Origin of the sequence: Streptomyces scabichelini (genome assembly GCF_011045015.1) — a bacterium.
GTDB classification, from domain to species: domain Bacteria; phylum Actinomycetota; class Actinomycetes; order Streptomycetales; family Streptomycetaceae; genus Streptomyces; species Streptomyces scabichelini.
This window is the reverse complement of record NZ_JAAKZY010000241.1, coordinates 1-15171: the sequence shown is the minus strand read 5'-3', so window position 1 is coordinate 15171 and position 15171 is coordinate 1. Positions and strand designations below refer to the sequence as shown.

The 15171-nt window shown below is 68.4% G+C and carries 12 protein-coding genes and 2 pseudogenes; 6 read left to right on the top strand and 8 right to left on the bottom strand.

Going from position 1 to position 15171, the window contains the following annotated elements; translation table 11 throughout:
• A pseudogene (locus G5C60_RS43090) lies at positions 1 to 200 on the top strand (dihydrodipicolinate synthase family protein); the annotation flags it as partial.
• A gap of 300 nt (positions 201 to 500) precedes the next feature.
• Here G5C60_RS43090 and G5C60_RS43085 read toward each other — a convergent pair.
• Positions 501 to 4592 carry an nSTAND1 domain-containing NTPase gene (locus G5C60_RS43085; protein WP_165268333.1) on the bottom strand — a complete coding sequence of 1364 codons (4092 nt, stop codon included), beginning with the start codon at positions 4590 to 4592 and terminating at the stop codon, positions 501 to 503.
• A 534-nt stretch (positions 4593 to 5126) separates the two neighbouring features.
• On the opposite strand from G5C60_RS43085, the gene G5C60_RS43080 reads away from it, so the two are divergent.
• The 4 genes from G5C60_RS43080 to G5C60_RS52750 all read left to right on the top strand — a co-directional run bounded on the left by G5C60_RS43080 (position 5127) and on the right by G5C60_RS52750 (position 7548).
• Positions 5127 to 5528, top strand: a complete 402-nt coding sequence (locus G5C60_RS43080) for a DUF4234 domain-containing protein (protein ID WP_206440705.1) — start codon at positions 5127 to 5129, stop codon at positions 5526 to 5528.
• A gap of 251 nt (positions 5529 to 5779) precedes the next feature.
• Positions 5780 to 6769, top strand: a complete 990-nt coding sequence (locus tag G5C60_RS43075) for a S66 peptidase family protein (RefSeq protein ID WP_165268331.1) — start codon at positions 5780 to 5782, stop codon at positions 6767 to 6769.
• Positions 6770 to 6849: 80 nt separating this feature from the next.
• Positions 6850 to 7251 (top strand): hypothetical protein, encoded by a 402-nt coding sequence (locus tag G5C60_RS52755; protein ID WP_241267490.1) that lies wholly within the window; start codon positions 6850 to 6852, stop codon positions 7249 to 7251.
• Between the two features lie 72 nt (positions 7252 to 7323).
• Positions 7324 to 7548 (top strand): hypothetical protein, encoded by a 225-nt coding sequence (locus G5C60_RS52750; protein WP_241267489.1) that lies wholly within the window; start codon positions 7324 to 7326, stop codon positions 7546 to 7548.
• Here the strand turns inward: G5C60_RS52750 and G5C60_RS43065 are convergent.
• The 6 genes from G5C60_RS43065 to G5C60_RS52745 form a co-directional block, all read right to left on the bottom strand.
• Positions 7530 to 7700, bottom strand: coding sequence for a hypothetical protein (locus tag G5C60_RS43065; RefSeq protein WP_165268329.1), 171 nt, complete (start codon positions 7698 to 7700; stop codon positions 7530 to 7532). The two genes, G5C60_RS52750 and G5C60_RS43065, sit on opposite strands and share 19 nt — an antisense overlap.
• Before the next feature lie 35 nt (positions 7701 to 7735).
• A complete protein-coding gene (locus G5C60_RS43060; RefSeq protein WP_165268327.1) occupies positions 7736 to 8092 on the bottom strand; it encodes a PRC-barrel domain-containing protein in 357 nt (118 codons plus the stop codon).
• A 149-nt stretch (positions 8093 to 8241) separates the two neighbouring features.
• Entirely contained in the window at positions 8242 to 9297 is a 1056-nt protein-coding gene (locus G5C60_RS43055) for a fatty acid desaturase family protein (RefSeq protein WP_338146089.1), read from the bottom strand.
• Positions 9298 to 9396: 99 nt separating this feature from the next.
• On the bottom strand, positions 9397 to 10500 hold the full coding sequence (locus tag G5C60_RS43050; protein ID WP_165268323.1) for a ferredoxin reductase: 1104 nt from the start codon (positions 10498 to 10500) through the stop codon (positions 9397 to 9399).
• A gap of 331 nt (positions 10501 to 10831) precedes the next feature.
• Positions 10832 to 11479 (bottom strand): hypothetical protein, encoded by a 648-nt coding sequence (locus G5C60_RS43045; protein WP_165268321.1) that lies wholly within the window; start codon positions 11477 to 11479, stop codon positions 10832 to 10834.
• 79 nt (positions 11480 to 11558) lie between these two features.
• A complete protein-coding gene (locus G5C60_RS52745; protein WP_277611469.1) occupies positions 11559 to 11837 on the bottom strand; it encodes a DUF5994 family protein in 279 nt (92 codons plus the stop codon).
• A gap of 440 nt (positions 11838 to 12277) precedes the next feature.
• On the opposite strand from G5C60_RS52745, the pseudogene G5C60_RS43040 reads away from it, so the two are divergent.
• Positions 12278 to 13415 (top strand): annotated as a pseudogene (locus tag G5C60_RS43040) (IS110 family transposase).
• Between the two features lie 157 nt (positions 13416 to 13572).
• On the opposite strand, the gene G5C60_RS43035 reads toward G5C60_RS43040, so the two are convergent.
• Complete coding sequence (locus G5C60_RS43035; RefSeq protein ID WP_165268319.1) at positions 13573 to 14496, bottom strand: calcium-binding protein; 924 nt, start codon at positions 14494 to 14496, stop codon at positions 13573 to 13575.
• Between the last annotated feature and the right edge of the window lie 675 nt (positions 14497 to 15171).

The following is a 15171-nucleotide window of genomic DNA, read 5'->3' as shown; positions in this document are numbered from 1 at the left end:
CGTTCTTCGCCCGGCACATCGCGCCGTTGCAGGCGCGCGGGCTGTCCAACCCGGCGCTGGACAAGTTCCTGGCCACCGTCGGCGGCTGGGCGGACATCGGCGTGACGCTGCGCTGGCCGGCATCGTCGGCACCCCTCGACGCGGTCGAACCGGCCCGCGCCGACGCCCACCGGCTGCTGCCCGAACTCTTCCCGGCGTAGCCCCGGCCCGCTCACTCGAGCGTTCAGCCCACCGGGCACCACGAATTCAAACTGAGTAATTCCGGCCAACTGCCCCCGCCGTATTGCAAAGTCCCTCGCTATCGGGTGCCTGGTAGCGGATGAGTTCCGGCAACCATCGAAGGCAGGCATCGCAGGACATCGAAGGGTGCAATTCGGCCACGTTGCTCGTATTCTCCGCAGGACATGGCGGCGCCCGACCGCCGGCGACGGGGGATGCACCGGCGATCGGGCTGTGACCAAGGCTAACAGGTGGAAGCAGTGAACCAGGCTGGGGTGACGTCATTGACCGCAAGGAGGCTCGTACGAAAGGCGAGGCAGATACTCATGCCATTTTTCCGGCGTCAGAACACCCCGAGTGGTCGAGCAAATGCGATGAATGGCATCGTCGACATCCAGGTTCCACAGCCGGACGGTATCGGTGCCGCTCGAAACTCCGAGCACATGGCTTTCAGGGCTGAATGACAAGAAACTACCTGTCTTGGCATTGGGGCTCATCGACTGACCGATGGGGGCGGCCTCCGACGGCAGGGTGACGTTCCAGAGCCGGATCGCGCCGTCGTTGCCGCCGCTCGCCAGAGTGCGGCCGTCCTGACTGAACGTCAGTGACACGACCGCTTCGGTGTGGCCCGTGAGGGGGGAGCCCAGCCGGGTCGCCCTGCGGGGATCGGTGACGTTCCAGAGCCGGACCGTGCCGTCGTCGCTGCCGCTGGCCACCGTATGGCCGTCCGGACTGTAGGCGAGCATGTTGATGGGGCCGAGGTGCCCCCTGAGAGGCGCACCGAGTTGGGCGGCATGACGTGGGTCGGCGACATTCCACAGCCGGATGGTGCCGTCCGCGCCGGCGCTGGCGAGAGAGCGACTGTCCGGGCTGAAGACGAGCGAATTGACGTAGCCGTTGTGGCCGGAGAGCGGCCCGCCGAGCGGACGCAGCCGGGACGGGTCGCTGACGTCCCACAACTGAATGGTGCGCTCGTCATAGGCGGTTGCCAGCATGCGCCCGTCCGGACTGAAGGCCAGCGCGGCCACGATCCGTGTCCGCAGCGCGACGGGCGGACCGTAGGCGACAGGCCGAGCCGGGTCGGTGACGTTCCACAGCCGCACCGCGCGCCTTCCGGTCTGCACCGCGAGTGTGCGGCCGTCGGGGGAGAAAGCCGGGACACGCACCTCACCCTGCCCGGGCCTGAACGGTTCGCCCAGCGACACGGGCCGGCGGGGATGCTCCACGTTCCACATCCGGATCCGGCCGTCGCGCGCGACCGTGGCGAGCACCCGCCCGTCCGGACGGAACGCTCCGATGCGGCCGGTCATGTCCGACGTCGGTATCGACCACAGGCGGACCGTGTTGTCGCCACTCCCGGTGGCGAGGGTCCGGCCGTCGGGGCTGAAACCCAGGGCGAACATCTCGCCGTTGCTCCCCGCGAGCGGCTCGCCGACCTGCGACGGGTACGCCGGATCGCTGACGTTCCACAGGGTCGCCGTACCGTCCTGGCTGGCGGCGGCGAGCGTGGTTCCGTCAGGGCTGAAGGCCACGGACCAGATGGGACCCGTGTGGCCGGTGAGCGGCGGGCCGAGCGGCGCCGCGTGACGTGCGTCGGTGACGTTCCACAGCCGGATGGTGTCGTCCGCGCTGCCGCTGGCGAGGGTCCGGCCGTCGGGGCTGAACGCCACGGAGTGCACCAGGTCGGTGTGGCCGGTGAGCACTGTGTCGATCGGCTCGGGACGACGCGGATCGGCCATGTCCCACAGCCTGATCGTGTTGTCGTCGCCACCGGCCGCCAGCGTCCGGCCGTCGGGGCTGAACGCCACGGAGCGTACGGCGGCGGTGTGGCCGGTCAGGGCACCGAGCGCCTTCGGCCGGCTCGGGTCGCCCACTTTCCACAGGCGTACGGTGTGATCGTCGCCGGCGGAGGCAAGCGTCCGCCCGTCCGGACTGAAGGCGATCAGGTAGATCGTGCCGTCATGGCCGGTCAGGGGTGCGCCGAGCGGCCGCGGGTGGCTGGGATCCCGTACGTCCCACAGCCGGATGGTGCCGTCGTCCGAGGCGCCGGCGAGGGTGTTGCCGTCCGGGCTGAAGACCGCGCTGCTCACCCAACTCGTGTGGCCGGTGAGCGGCTTGCCCAGCGGTTCGGGGCGGGTCGGGTCGCTCACGTCCCACAGCCGTATGGTGCGGTCGTTGCTGGCGGTGGCCAGGGTCCGCCCGTCCGGGCTGAACGAGGTGAGGTAGACGGCGCCGGTGTGACCGAGCAGCGGTGTGGCCAGCGGTGCGTTCACGATAGAGATCAGCCGGTTCTTCGTGTCCTCGTCGTCGGGCCGCAAGTCGTGTGCCACCAGGTCGAGTTGGGCGGACAGCGACGGATCCGTGTGCTGGACGCGATCTGCTTCGGCGACCACCTGCTCGAACACCGCGTCGTTCCGCTCCTGCCACGCGACCACCGCCGAACCGACGGCCAGCAGCGTGAGGACGACCAGGGCCGCCACCGCACCGCGGCTGATCCGGACCGTGCGCTTGCGCAGCCTGACCGAGGCGGCCAGGAACTCTGTCGTGCTCCGGGTCAGAAGGGTTTCACCGGCAGACTTCGCCCAGGTGTCGGCCTGCTCCAGACGGGAACCCCGGTAGAGCAGTGACGAGTCGCGGTTCGAGCCCTCCCAGGCCCTGCCGTCCTCCTCCAGCCGTTGGCGCAGCAGGTTGCCGTTCCTGTCCTCCTCGATCCAGCCGCGCAGCCGTGGCCAGGCGTGGAGCAGCGCTTCATGGGTGATCTCCACGGTCTCCGCGTCGAGGGTCAGCAAGCGGGCGCGCACCAGCGCTTCGAGCGATTCCTCCGTCTTGCCGGGGTCCGTCGACTCCTCCGTCAGCCGGCGACGCGACCCCCGCCTGCGGGTGGCCTGGGTGTCCTCACCCAGCCGCACCAGCCTGAGCAGGAGCAGCCTCGCGGCCGTACGTGCCGCCGGGTCGAGCCCGGACCACGCCCGCTCGGCGGTCGCCGCCACCGCTCCTTGGATTCCGCCCGCCGCGCGGTAGCCGGCCAGCGTCAGCCTTCCCGCCTTCCGCCGCTGCCAGGTGGCGAGCAGACAGTGGGAGAGGAGCGGCAGCATCCCCGCGTCGTGCGCCCCGCGGGGGCCGTCGGAGCTCACTTCCCGAACGATCAGTTCCGCCAGACCCGGTTCGAGTTCCAGGCCCACGGCCTTGGCCGGGCCGGTCACCGTCTCGCGCAGCTCCGTGGTGGTCAGCGGCCCGAGCACCATGTGCCGCTGTTGCAGCGCGTCGGCCAGTTCGGGATACCCGAGGCATCGCTCGTAGAAGTCGGCGCGTATGCCGAGGACCACGAGCACGGGGGCCGGTTCGCGAGCGTCGTCGGGCGTGCACGCGGCATGGAGGACCTGGATGAAAGCGCGCGTGCTCGCCTCGTCGGAGCAGAGGGTGAACGCCTCCTCGAACTGGTCCACGATGACGACTGGACGGGCGGGGGAGGATGTCTCGCGTCGCGTCCAGGTGGTGACGGCGTCCCGCACCTCGTGGGCGAATTGCGGGATACTGGGCGTACCGGGTGCACCGGGCGCACCGGGCGCCTTCGCCGTCGGTTCCCCGGCCGCCGCCTGTTCCCCGGCTTGCTCCGCGGCAGGGGCGACGCGCGCAAGTTCAGGGATCCGGCGGGTCAGCTCACCGAGGGGATCGCCACCCGGTACGAGTTGGAGTACCTCCCTCGCCCGGCCGTCCTCGTCGCTCAGTGCGCCGTTCTGCAATGCGGGCACCAAGCCGGCGCTCAGCAGGGAGGATTTTCCCGCCCCGGAGGCTCCCACGAGCATGACCAAGCCGCCCGTCTTCTCCGCTGCGCGGAGGCGGGCAACGAGGGCGTCCGTGCTCCGCTCCCGGCCGAAGAACCATCGGGCGTCTTGTTGACGGTACGAAGCCAGTCCCCGGTATGGGCACACGCCACCTGGAACGTTCGAGGTTTCGGCCGACCGTCGCTCCTCCTCTTCCGTAGATATCGCAGATGACGTGGATGTCGTAGACGTCGCGGGGCGGTCGCCGACCGGGTCGGCCACCGCGCGCTCCCACAGGCGCTGCCACTGGGCCAGGTCGTACAGGCCCGTGGAAACCGGTGTGGGGCGCGAGCGCCGTGCTTGGGGAATCAGGATGTGCAGCACTGCCGCGAGGGCGGCGAACTGGGCGGGCACGTTCTTGGCCCGTCGCCAGTCGCTGATCCGCTGAGCGGACACCCGCACGGACCGCCCTCGCTCGTCGACCCGCTGAAGCCGGACGACGGCCTCGGCCACGCTCTTGAGAGGAGGGTTACCGGCCTCCTTGTACAGCAGTGCGAGGCGTTCCGCGAAGGCTGTGCGTGCCTCCGAGTCGGAGCTCAAGGTCTCCACCTCTCACTTCCCCCACCTGGACAACCGGAGGCATCCGGACCGGAAAACTCACTTTATACGGCTGACCTGCGGTTAAGTCGTTGGCCCGGGACCGGCACCTCCTCGGCGACAGCCGCAACTGGAAGGATCACAACCCAGTCGCGAGACACCGCGCGGTGCCCGAACAGGCCATCAGCTCATGCTTGGAGAGACAACTATGACGCCGCATGATCTCGGTCGACTTCCGCTGAAGTTACGAGAGGGCGGCGACGGTCTCGTCGAGTGATCTCGCGTGAGATCGAGTGATCTCGAGTGATCCGTGGAGCCGGTCCCATCGGGGCGGCTGCCGGGTCGACCACGGATCCCGGATCCTGCCTTTCCTCGATTCCTCGATGCGCGCCGGTGTGACGCGCATCGACGACACCACCGTTCGGCACCGGTCCCCACGAGGGGAGGGACCGGCGCCGAACGCCGTGGTCATGCTGGATGCCGGTGACGCGCACGACGCGCGCGTTGCGGTTGGTCGTGATGCACTGGCTTTGTGGGAGGTGTGTCATGTCCGGTCGTGCTGGCAAGACCCGCAACATCTTTCTCGTTTGGCTGATCTGGCCGCTGATCACGCTGGGCATCTACCACCTGGTCTGGTACTACAAGGTGAATCGCGAAGCTCGGGACTTCGATCAGCGGATCGAGGTCAATCCGGTGTTGGCTCTTCTGGCGCTCACGGTCGGATGGCTGGTGATCGTTCCCCCGTTCGTATCGGTCTACAACACCGGTCTGCGCATTGCCCGTATGCAGCAGTCGGCCGGGATGCAGCGGACCTGCAATCCGTGGATCGGGGTCATCCTCATGATCGTCGCCGGTCTGTACCCGCTCTACTACCAGCACGAGCTGAACCTGATCTGGGCCCACTATCAGATCCCGGCAGAGGGTGAGCAGGTGCCTCTCGCAGCTTGACCTGTGCTGTACTTCGCTGCTGTACAGCGTCATCCCAGTCCCAGACACCCACGACGCGTACCGGCTTGGCTTCAGCGGTGGTGACTGCTACCAAGCGTTTGACCGGCGCCTCTCGCGCGACCAGATCCTTCGACTGCTTGCGCTTCGCGACGTTGAGACCTCGGGGCTTGCCTTGATCACGTCGGGGAGGCGGAATATCGGCGGCACGGGTCTTGTTCATCGCCGTTGTTGATCAACAAGGAGGGGACCCCATGCCCGCGATCCTTCGGCCCCGCGCGCTACGTTCCGGCGACCTCGTGGTCGTTACCGCACCCTCGGGCCAGCTTGAACCGGGTGAGGAACCACTGCTCGCCCGCGGTGTGGCGATACTCGAGCGGATGGGTTTCCGCGTGCGGGTCAGCCCGATGGTCAACCCGGCGCAGAATCGCTGGTGGGCATCGGGCACTCCGGCGGAGCAGGCCGACGAACTCAATGGTCTGCTCCGGGACCCGGAAGTGCGGGCCATCGTCGCGCATACCGGTGGACAGGCGACCATCGGCTATCTCGATTTGATCGATCTGGACGCGATCCGGGCTGACCCGAAACCAATCCTTGGCTACAGCGATATCTCGCTGCTGCACATGGCGTTGCACGCCAAGACCGGCCTCGTCGGCTTCCACGCCGACATCGCCACCCACGGTTTCGGCAGCGATTGGTACACGCTGGGCGACGAGACCCGTCGCTCCGAGCTCGTCGACCTCTACACCCGTGTGCTCACCAAGGCCGAGGCGCCGGGCGTGCTGCCGGCGATGGGGGCTTGGGAAACCTGGCGGCCGGGCCGCGCGCAGGGACCACTGTTCGGCGGTTTGCTGAACCGCCTGGTGCTACTGCAGGCGACACCGTTCGCGCCGGCCGCCGAACGGTTCGAGGGCGCCGTGTTGTTCTGGGAGGAACTGCAGCGGCCGGTCTCGCGGATCTGGAACGACCTGCATACCTTGCGGCTGTCCGGTGTGCTCGACCGGATCGCGGCCATGGTGGTCGGCATCCCGACCGAGGTCACACCCCACGAGGGCGGCGGAGAGCGCGCAGGTCTACGCGACGTGGTACTCGATGTGCTGGCTCGACGTGACATCCCGGTTCTCGCACAGGTCGACTTCGGTCACACCTCGCCGAACCTGCCGCTGCCTCTCGGCGTCCGCGCACAGGTGGACGCGGACAACCAGACGCTGTCCCTGATCGAGTCGGCGGTCGCGGAAGGCTGAGTTCTGTTGGATATCGGCGCAGGCCCGGAGGGCTGCGACCCCTCGTGTTCCGCTTCTCCCGATCGGCCTGCCTGCCTGTCATGCCCGTTGCGCCGGCCTGCCCGATCGTCCTGACCGCCGCCGAGCGCGAGCGACTGAACAAACTGAACAAGATGGCCTATCGCCACAAGACCGAGCACCGGCTACGGCGCCGTGCGCAGATCGTCCTGTACGCGCCACGGGGGCGCTCCAACGCGCGCATCGCACACGAGACCGGCCTGCATCTGGACACGGTCCGTCCCTGGCGCGGCCGCGCCATAGGCCGGTTCGCCCATGGCGGCCTGTGGCGCGGCCGCGCCATAGGCCGGTTCGCCCATGGCGGCCTGCCGGCCCTGGCCGACCGTGAACGCTCAGGGCGCCCGGCCCGCTTCACCCCCGTGCAGATCGCCGCGACCAAGGCGCCGGCCTGCCAGTTACCAGCCGAGACGGGTGTGCCGCTGTAGCGCTGGTCCTGCCCGGAGCCGGCCGCCGAGCTGACCGCACGCGGGATCACCGACACCGTCTCCGCGTCGACGGTGCGCCGCCGGCTGCGCGAGGATGTGCTCAAGCCCTGGCAGCACCGGTCCTGGATCTCCATCCGCGACCCGGACTTCCGCGCCAAAGCCCGGCGTGTCCAGTACGTCGTCTCCAGCGACGAGAAGACCTCCGTCCAAGCCCGCTGCCGCCGAGCGCCAGACGTGTTTCTGGAACTGGTGGTCCACGGAGTACAGGGTGTCGTGCGTTATCGGATGGGGTGGTGACGGGAGCGCTGAGACCAGCGCACGGCAGTGACGGCCAGTGCGGCCACGAGGACCACGATGCCGATGATCAGCAGGTAGCCCAGCCCCTCCGCAACTGCTCCGATGATTCCCAGCACGACGGCGACCAGAACGAGAAACAGCAAGAGAGCCATGACCCGAACACCTCCTCCGGGCTGAGCGCGGACTGTCAGCGGCGAGCGAGTTGCCGCTCGCCGCCTGCACCTGTCCGGTAGGTCAGGTCGTAGTGCTGGAAGATCGCTTCCTCTGCCTCGGCGGGCAGGATGTCGTCCACGCCGATCGAGGGCGCCTTCTTCACCAGCGCCTTGGCGTAGGACACCTTGACGTAGTCCGGTCCGAGGATCGCCTCGTCGAGGGGCACGAAGGCCAGCTGCTGGCGGGTGGGGAGCCCGGTGCGGACCGTGGCCACGGCCGGTTCGTCGGTGGTCGTGTACACGTAGACCGCTTCGAGTACGCCGATCTTGTGGCCCTTCGGATCGACGACGCTGCGGTTGCGCCACTCGCGGATATCGGCTGCATGGATCATGGCCTGCCTCCTGAGCCGTTGATCCGGGCCGGTCCTGCCCGCCCTGTGGGCAGTCGCAGCCCGCTGAGCTCGGTAGCCCTGCGTCCTTCCAGGTTATCGGGGAACCTCACCAGTCGGGCGCGGATGGCGCCGCAGCAAGGACCTCGACCTTACGGGAGCGCCAGGCGCCAGATACGCGCCCAGGTGGAGGCGTACTGCCGCAGCAGCGGGCCGGTGGTGTAGGGGATGCCGTACTTCTCGCACAGCTTGCGCACCCGGGGAGCGATCTGGGCGTAGCGGTTGCTGGGCAGGTCGGGGAAGAGGTGGTGCTCGATCTGGTGGCTGAGGTTGCCGGTGAGGATGTGCAGGAGAGGGCCGCCGTCGATGTTCGCCGAGCCGAGGGCCTGCCGTACGTACCACTCGCCGCGCGACTCGCCCTCGATCTGGTCCTCGGTGAAGGTGTCCGCGCCGGCGGGGAAGTGGCCGCAGAAGATGACGGTGTGCGCCCAGATGTTGCGGGTGACGTTGGCGGTGAGGTTGCCGAGCAGACAGGGCAGGGCGGACGGGCCGGCCAGCAGCGGGAAGAGGACATAGTCCTTGGTGAACTGCCGTGCCGCCTTGCGGGCCACCCCGGCGAGGTCGCTCAGGAACGCGCGCACGGATTTGCGGCCCTCCAGGACCGCCTCGTGCTCCAGGTCGTACAGCGCGATGCCCCACTCGAAGACCGGTGCCAGCAGTGGCCCGCCGTAGAGGGGCTGGAGGAGATGGACGGGGTGCCAGGACTGGTCCTCGCTCATCCGCATGATCACGTAGCCGAGGTCCCGGTCGCGGCCCGCGACGTTGGTCCAGGTGTGGTGCAGGTCGTTGTGGGTGTGCTTCCAGGCGGCGGCCGGGGTGGGGAAGTCCCATTCCCAGGTGGTGGAGTGGATGGCCGGGTCGCGCATCCAGTCCCACTGTCCGTGCAGGATGTTGTGGCCCAGCTCCATGTTCTCCAGGATCTTGGCCGTGGTGAGCATCGCCGTCCCGGCCAGCCAGGCGGGCGGCAGCAGGGAAACCGCCAGTGAGGCCCGGCCGCCGGCCTCCAGGGCGCGGTGCACGGTGATGAGGGTACGGATGTAGCTGGCGTCCTCGGCGCCGCGCTCGGCCAGCACGTCGGCGCGGAGGCGGTCCAGTTCCTGCCCGAAGGCGTCGGCTTCGGGCGGCGCAAGAGCAAGCGCAGTGGCCACTGGTTCTCCCTTCCCAAAGCCTCGAGGCCCGGCAGGCATCGAGGCTCGACGGTGGTCTCTACAGTTCGATGTGCGCGGGTGGTCTCCAGCGGGTGGTCTCTACAGGTCGAGGTGCACGGGGCCGCAGGCGCCCGACACGCAGGTCTGGATCAGATCGCCCGGCTCGCCGTGTACGTCACCGGTCCGCAGGTCGCGGACCCGGCCGGCGGACAGCGGGCTGAGGCAGCTGCGGCAGATGCCCATACGGCAACCGCTGGGCATGAGGACACCCGCCGCCTCACCGGCATTCAGCAGGGACGTGGCCGGGCCGGCGTCTGTCTCGACACCGCTGCGGGTGAAGCGCACCCGCCCGCCGTGCGCGCCCGATCCCCTGCCGGGTATGGCCGGTGAAGGCGGCCGGAACCGTTCCAGGTGCAGCCGGTGCAGGGCATCCGCGTCGCGCCAGGCCCGCTCGGCGAACGCGAGCAGCCCTTCCGGCCCGCAGGCCCAGCTCTCGCGCTTCTCCCAGTCAGGGCACAGAGCGTCCAGGCGTTCCCGGTCCAGCCGCCCTTCTCGGCGGGTTCGGCGGGTGTGGTGTTCGTGCAACGTCAACCAGCTTTCGCGGGTGGCCATCGCACGCAGCTCACCTCCGAAGACGACCCGGTCGGCGTCCGGCGCGCTGTGCACCAGCACGGTGTCCGGACGGCGGCCCGTGCGCCTGGCGAGCGCGCGCAGCATGGCCACCACGGGAGTGATGCCGATACCGCCGGTCAGGAACAACAGGCGGGGAGGCGGCGGGCCGGGCAGCACGAAATCCCCCTGGACAGGACCGAGGCGCAGTCTCTCCCCGGGCCGGACCCGGCGGGCCAGGTGCGGGGACACCCGCCCGTCCGGGACTGCCCGTACGGTGATCGCGAAACGCCCGGAGCCGTCCGGCGGGGTCGTGATCGAGTACGTCCGCCAGTGCAGTGCGCCGTCGATGTCCACTCCCACCGGCACGTACTGACCGGCCGCGCGATGCCCCGACCAGCCGCGCCCCGCCCGCACCACGAGAGTCGTCGCGTCCGCCGTCTCCGCCCGTACCAGCTCCACCCGGCCTGCCGGCCATCTGGCCGACCACAGGGGATCGACGACGGCCAGAAAGTCGTCAGGCAGCAACGGGGTGGTCAGCCGCCCGGCGCCCTGCCAGACGGGTCGCGCCAGGTGCCGGAGCACACCCACCATTCCGCCTCCCCGTTCCTCGTCACTCTCCGAACTCTCCGAACTCTCCGACCACCTAGGCTCACGCAGCCGTGGACGACCGGCAAGCCGGGTTGCTCCGTCCCCGACGGGCTCCCTGACGGGCATGACCCTGGCGCGAGCCGACGGCTGCCCCGGCACTGTATGACGACCTCGCGGCGCCGATGTGGACACGCATGCAACGCGATGCGCATCCCGGCTACGGCCCAGACCTGACCCAGGCGTCGGCCACCAAGCCGTACGGACACCGACCGCTCGCCCCAGTGAGGAGCGCTGCCGGGTGGGGCCTCGCCTCCCCTCCTGGGACGCCGCGGGATCATCGCAGCGGCCTGCGGATCCACACATCCCGAACAGCCGCCTCCCGGTCGGCACCAGCACCAGCACCAGCACCAGCACCAGCACCAGCACCAGCATCAGCACCGGCATCCGCACTGGAACCCACGCCTGAAGCAACTTGAGGGCCGAGTTCGCCGAGCTTCGACCATCCCCAGGCGTGCAAGGTCTCCTCCGCCGCGGTCTTCCGGCCGCCTTCACCAGGCCGCTCCACGGCCGCGACGACCAGATCGGCGTCGAGGCGGGCCAGCAACCGCTCGCCGAGGCGGGTCGCGATGCCGCGGCGCCGCTGGGAAGGCAGCACCATCAGCTCGGCCAGCAGGAAGGTCCGGCCCGAGGCCGTGAGTTCCTCGACATCCGTCGGCAGCTCGTCGCGGAAGCCCGCCCACCACTCGCCGGTACGAGCCACGCGGAACCCGTAGGCGCAGCCGACCAAGCCCGCCGCGTCGGCGACCACCATGTCGAAGTCGGTGCGCTGCACATGCTGCTCGAACCGGTTCAGAAAGCTCTGGCGGTCACGGTATTCGGCACCCGCGGCACCGCGGTACGCCGTGACGTGGACGTCCGCGACGGCGTTCCGCTGCTGCTCGGCCTGCCAACGGGACAGTCTGCGCAAGTACACGTCTGTCATACGAGCCTCTCCCGGCCGTGGGACGAACATCCCCGGATTCGGCATCGTGACAGCCGGAGCCGACGAGGTAAACCGGGCGTCAGGACGGGGGGTTCGACCGAGTGCCGGTATCAGCCGACCGAATGCCGGCATCAGCGGTGCGACGCCCTGCCGCGTACGCGTTGACGCTGTTGCCGCAGACAACTCGGCAGGCCTTAACCATGTGGCTGGTTCCCGGCAGCAGGAGCGGGGCTCCACGCCAGGAACGGAGTCTGCCCGCGACGCGGGTTACACGGCCGCGCGTGGAGCCGAACAGATCGGTGAACGAGGGAAGTTCGCCCATCAGATCGCCCGAACGGGGCTGCCAGGCACCGTCCAGCGGGCCAGGTGGGAAGGCCAGGCGGGAAGATCAACCGCCCAGGCCGAGCCGGACGGCGGGAAATCCCGAAACGCGTCAGGCCCTTGATCCATTTCTCGGATCAAGGGCCTGACCTGACATTTCACTGTCGGGGTGGCGGGATTTGAACCCACGACCTCTTCGTCCCGAATAACGTGCGGAAAGATCGCCGATCAGAGGGCTTGGGTATCTGTGCAGGTCAGGGGCTTGGTCTACGTTGGTCAATGTGGGCGCGGATCGGCTCAGTTTTCTTGATCCACTCCCCGTTCACTCCCCGGGTACCGGGCTCCGCAGGCTCAGTGCTTGGCCTCCCTTGCCTCTCGGTACGCGGCGATCGGGTCGGCAGGGAGCTCGCCGTCCGGAAGCGCGCGCCCGTAGATCATCCCTTCCCGGTCGGTGTATTCCACGCTGCGGTACTCACGCTGCCCTGGATTCTGGTGAGGCTTCTGAGTCCAGCTCTGGTCGATGCCGGTGGGAAGCAGCTCGCCAAGCACCGGATCAACGATGATGCGGAGGGATTTGCTCAGTTGATTGCCCTGCTGGGCGAGAACGGCGACCGCGCTGACGCCGTGATTCCCGTTGCGATCGAAACGTCCCGTGGACTTCTCGTCGCGTGTCTGCGGGCCACCGGCCGCCCCGTTCACGCGATCAACCCGCTGGCGGTTGCCAGCTACCGGGATCGTCATTCCGTGGCCCGGAGGAAATCCGATGCCATCGACGCCGCGGTGTTGGCGAACATCCTGCGGACCGACATGGCCGCTCACCGGCCGTTGCCTGCGGACTCCGAGCTCGTGCAGGCCATCGCGGTGCTTGCCCGAGCACAACAGGATGCCGTCTGGGACCGCGGTCAGGCCAGCAACAAGCTCCGCTCCCAGCTGCACGAGTTCTACCCGGCCATCCTGGACGCGTTCGCCGCACACAAGCACGGCCTGTGCGCACGGGAAGCCCGAACCATCCTCGCCGCGGCCCCGACACCGGCCATCGCCGCAACGCTCACGCGGCGTCGGTTGCAGTCTCTGCTCAAGAAGGCCGGCCGAGTACGCGGCATCGAGGCTGAAGCCGACCGGCTCCATGAAGTGTTCCAGCGCGACTATCTCCACCAGCTTCCTCAGGTGGAAGCGGCATTTGGCCAGCAGGCAACTGCTCTGCTCAGACAGCTCAACACCGCGTGCCGCAATGCGGATCAGCTCGAGGAATCTACGGCTGCCGCATTCGACGAACACCCTGATGCACCGGTCATCCGCCAAGGCATACGCCGGAAGCGCCCCAGTTACTCGGGCAAGTGGTAAGAGCCGCACGGTCATGAGCCGGAGGATCAAGAATCAGAGGCTGGCGGCCGCTGGCTACGTGTGGGCCTTCGTATCGCTTACCAAGTCAGCAGGTGCTAGGGCCCATTACGACCGCCGCAGGGAAGCGGGCGACCGCCACGTCGCGGCACAACGCAATCTCTTCAATCGCTTCATGGGCATGCTCTTCTACTGCCTCCAGCACGGCCAGCTCTACGACGAGTTCAAGGCATTTCCGATCCATCCGGACGATCGTTCCGCCTCCGCGGCTTGACTCTTATCCGCGTGGGATGTCTTGTCACCGCGCAGGTGGTCCGGGCGGGAGCGGGGCCGGACCGGACCGCGCCACCGGATCCGCAGGCCGGCCAACACCGGGACGAGCATGGGTGCGCCGCCTGGCTGACCCGGTGCGGTCAGCCAGGTCAGTGGGCTCAGCGCACGTCCACGCAGTCACCGGTGGCGGTGACCGGCGGCGTGGTAGAGGTGCCCTCGAACTTGTAGCGGTAGCAGCGGTCGGTGGTGGCGGTGCGAGTCTGCTTCTCGACGCCCGCCAGGCTGCCGGTGCCGGTGCTGTGGCTGCTGGTGGTGGCGTACGAGCCGGTCAGCGAACGCTCCTGGAGGCGGACGGTCTGCTGGGTGTAGCCCGCGTACTTGTGAGTGTCCCAGTTGGCGCGCTCCAGCTTGCCGGTGATCGTGATCGTCTTGCCCTTGGCGACGGGCTCGGGGGCCGCGTTGTTGCTCAGCCGGGACCAGCGCTTGAGGTACCAGGTCTTGGCGTTTTCGGTGCGCACGTCGGTGGTCGCTTCGGTGACTGCGTAGAGCTCGATCTTCCAGGCTCCGGCATCCTCGTTCGTCAGGAGGTCCTGGGGGTCGATCTTGAAGGTGGCCGTGCAGTTGAACGTGCCGTCGCCGGACTGGACGCAGGGGTCGGTGTCTGCCTCGAACTGCTCGGAGAGCATGTACTGCTTCAGTCCGCTGTCCTGGTCGGTGCCGCGCCAGATCGACGCGTGGCTGCCGTAGAGCGTCGACCCGCCGCTGACCGTCCACTTCACGGTGATCGTCTGCGTGTTCGTCGTCCCGACGCTGGCGCTGTTGCCGCCGTTGACGGTGACGCCGGAGACGACGGTGGAGTCGGCAGCGCTCGCGGCCAGGGTCCTGGGCGCGGCGGCCTTCGCCGCCGACGCGTCGGCGGCCGCGGCCTTGCTCTGCTCCAGCGCCTCGGCCGCGTCGGTCCCGCCCGCCATCGCGGACGGTGTGACGAGCAGGCCGACGGCGAGCCCGGAGGCGACCAGTGCGCTGACGCCCAGGATCACCTTCTTGCCGGACGTTAACTTATTGCGGGAGTGCTGGGACATGAGGAAGCTCCGTTATCGACTATCGACGGGCGGATACAGATCGCGGACGGGCGGACCCAAATCACGCACGGCCACAGCGGCCGCGCAGTCTTGATCATCGGTGAAGTGAAAAGGTTGTACGCGCCCGACAGTTGAGGCCTGTGAGGTGCATCACCCGGCAGTGTCGTGTCGTACAGGGGTTGTGTCACGGGGCGTGGCGTCCTCGGTGCGACGCGCGCCCTCCGCCACCACGCGGGGCAGGCCCCGCAGTGGACGTTTTGACCGAGGTCTGTGAACGGCTGGGCGTCCCGTACCGAACTCATGGCCACGGAATGTAGGCCGGCGGTCTCCGCATCGGAGGCGCGAACCAGGGTTGGTACGACTGCGGGCAACCTCTGGGGAGTGGATTTCCTTGATCCACTCCCCGTTCACTCCCCAGCGACTCCAAAACGCAAATCAGGTCCGGTTCTCCAAGAAGGAGAACCGGACCTGACCTGCTGTTTCAGCTGTCGGGGTGGCGGGATTTGAACCCACGACCTCTTCGTCCCGAACGCGATCAGACCCCCTCGTGACCTTGTACCGCTGGTCACTGACCTGCTCGTTCGCCTCCGGCACTGTCCATTACTGTCCGGGACCGTCCTTATTCGGCTGCACCGTTTGGCCCCCCGTTTGGCCCCCCGGCCTGTCTCCTATACA

Bases quoted from the DNA above. Each gene is read 5' to 3' on its own strand.
- G5C60_RS43035 (WP_165268319.1), bottom strand. From the start codon at position 14,496: ATGTCCCAGCACTCCCGCAATAAGTTAACGTCCGGCAAGAAGGTGATC.
- G5C60_RS43050 (WP_165268323.1), bottom strand. From the start codon at position 10,500: ATGGTGGGTGTGCTCCGGCACCTGGCGCGACCCGTCTGGCAGGGCGCC.
- G5C60_RS43075 (WP_165268331.1), top strand. From the start codon at position 5,780: ATGCCCGCGATCCTTCGGCCCCGCGCGCTACGTTCCGGCGACCTCGTG.
- G5C60_RS43080 (WP_206440705.1), top strand. From the start codon at position 5,127: ATGTCCGGTCGTGCTGGCAAGACCCGCAACATCTTTCTCGTTTGGCTG.
- G5C60_RS43060 (WP_165268327.1), bottom strand. From the start codon at position 8,092: ATGATCCATGCAGCCGATATCCGCGAGTGGCGCAACCGCAGCGTCGTC.
- G5C60_RS43045 (WP_165268321.1), bottom strand. From the start codon at position 11,479: ATGACAGACGTGTACTTGCGCAGACTGTCCCGTTGGCAGGCCGAGCAG.
- G5C60_RS43065 (WP_165268329.1), bottom strand. From the start codon at position 7,700: ATGGCTCTCTTGCTGTTTCTCGTTCTGGTCGCCGTCGTGCTGGGAATC.
- G5C60_RS52755 (WP_241267490.1), top strand. From the start codon at position 6,850: ATGCCCGTTGCGCCGGCCTGCCCGATCGTCCTGACCGCCGCCGAGCGC.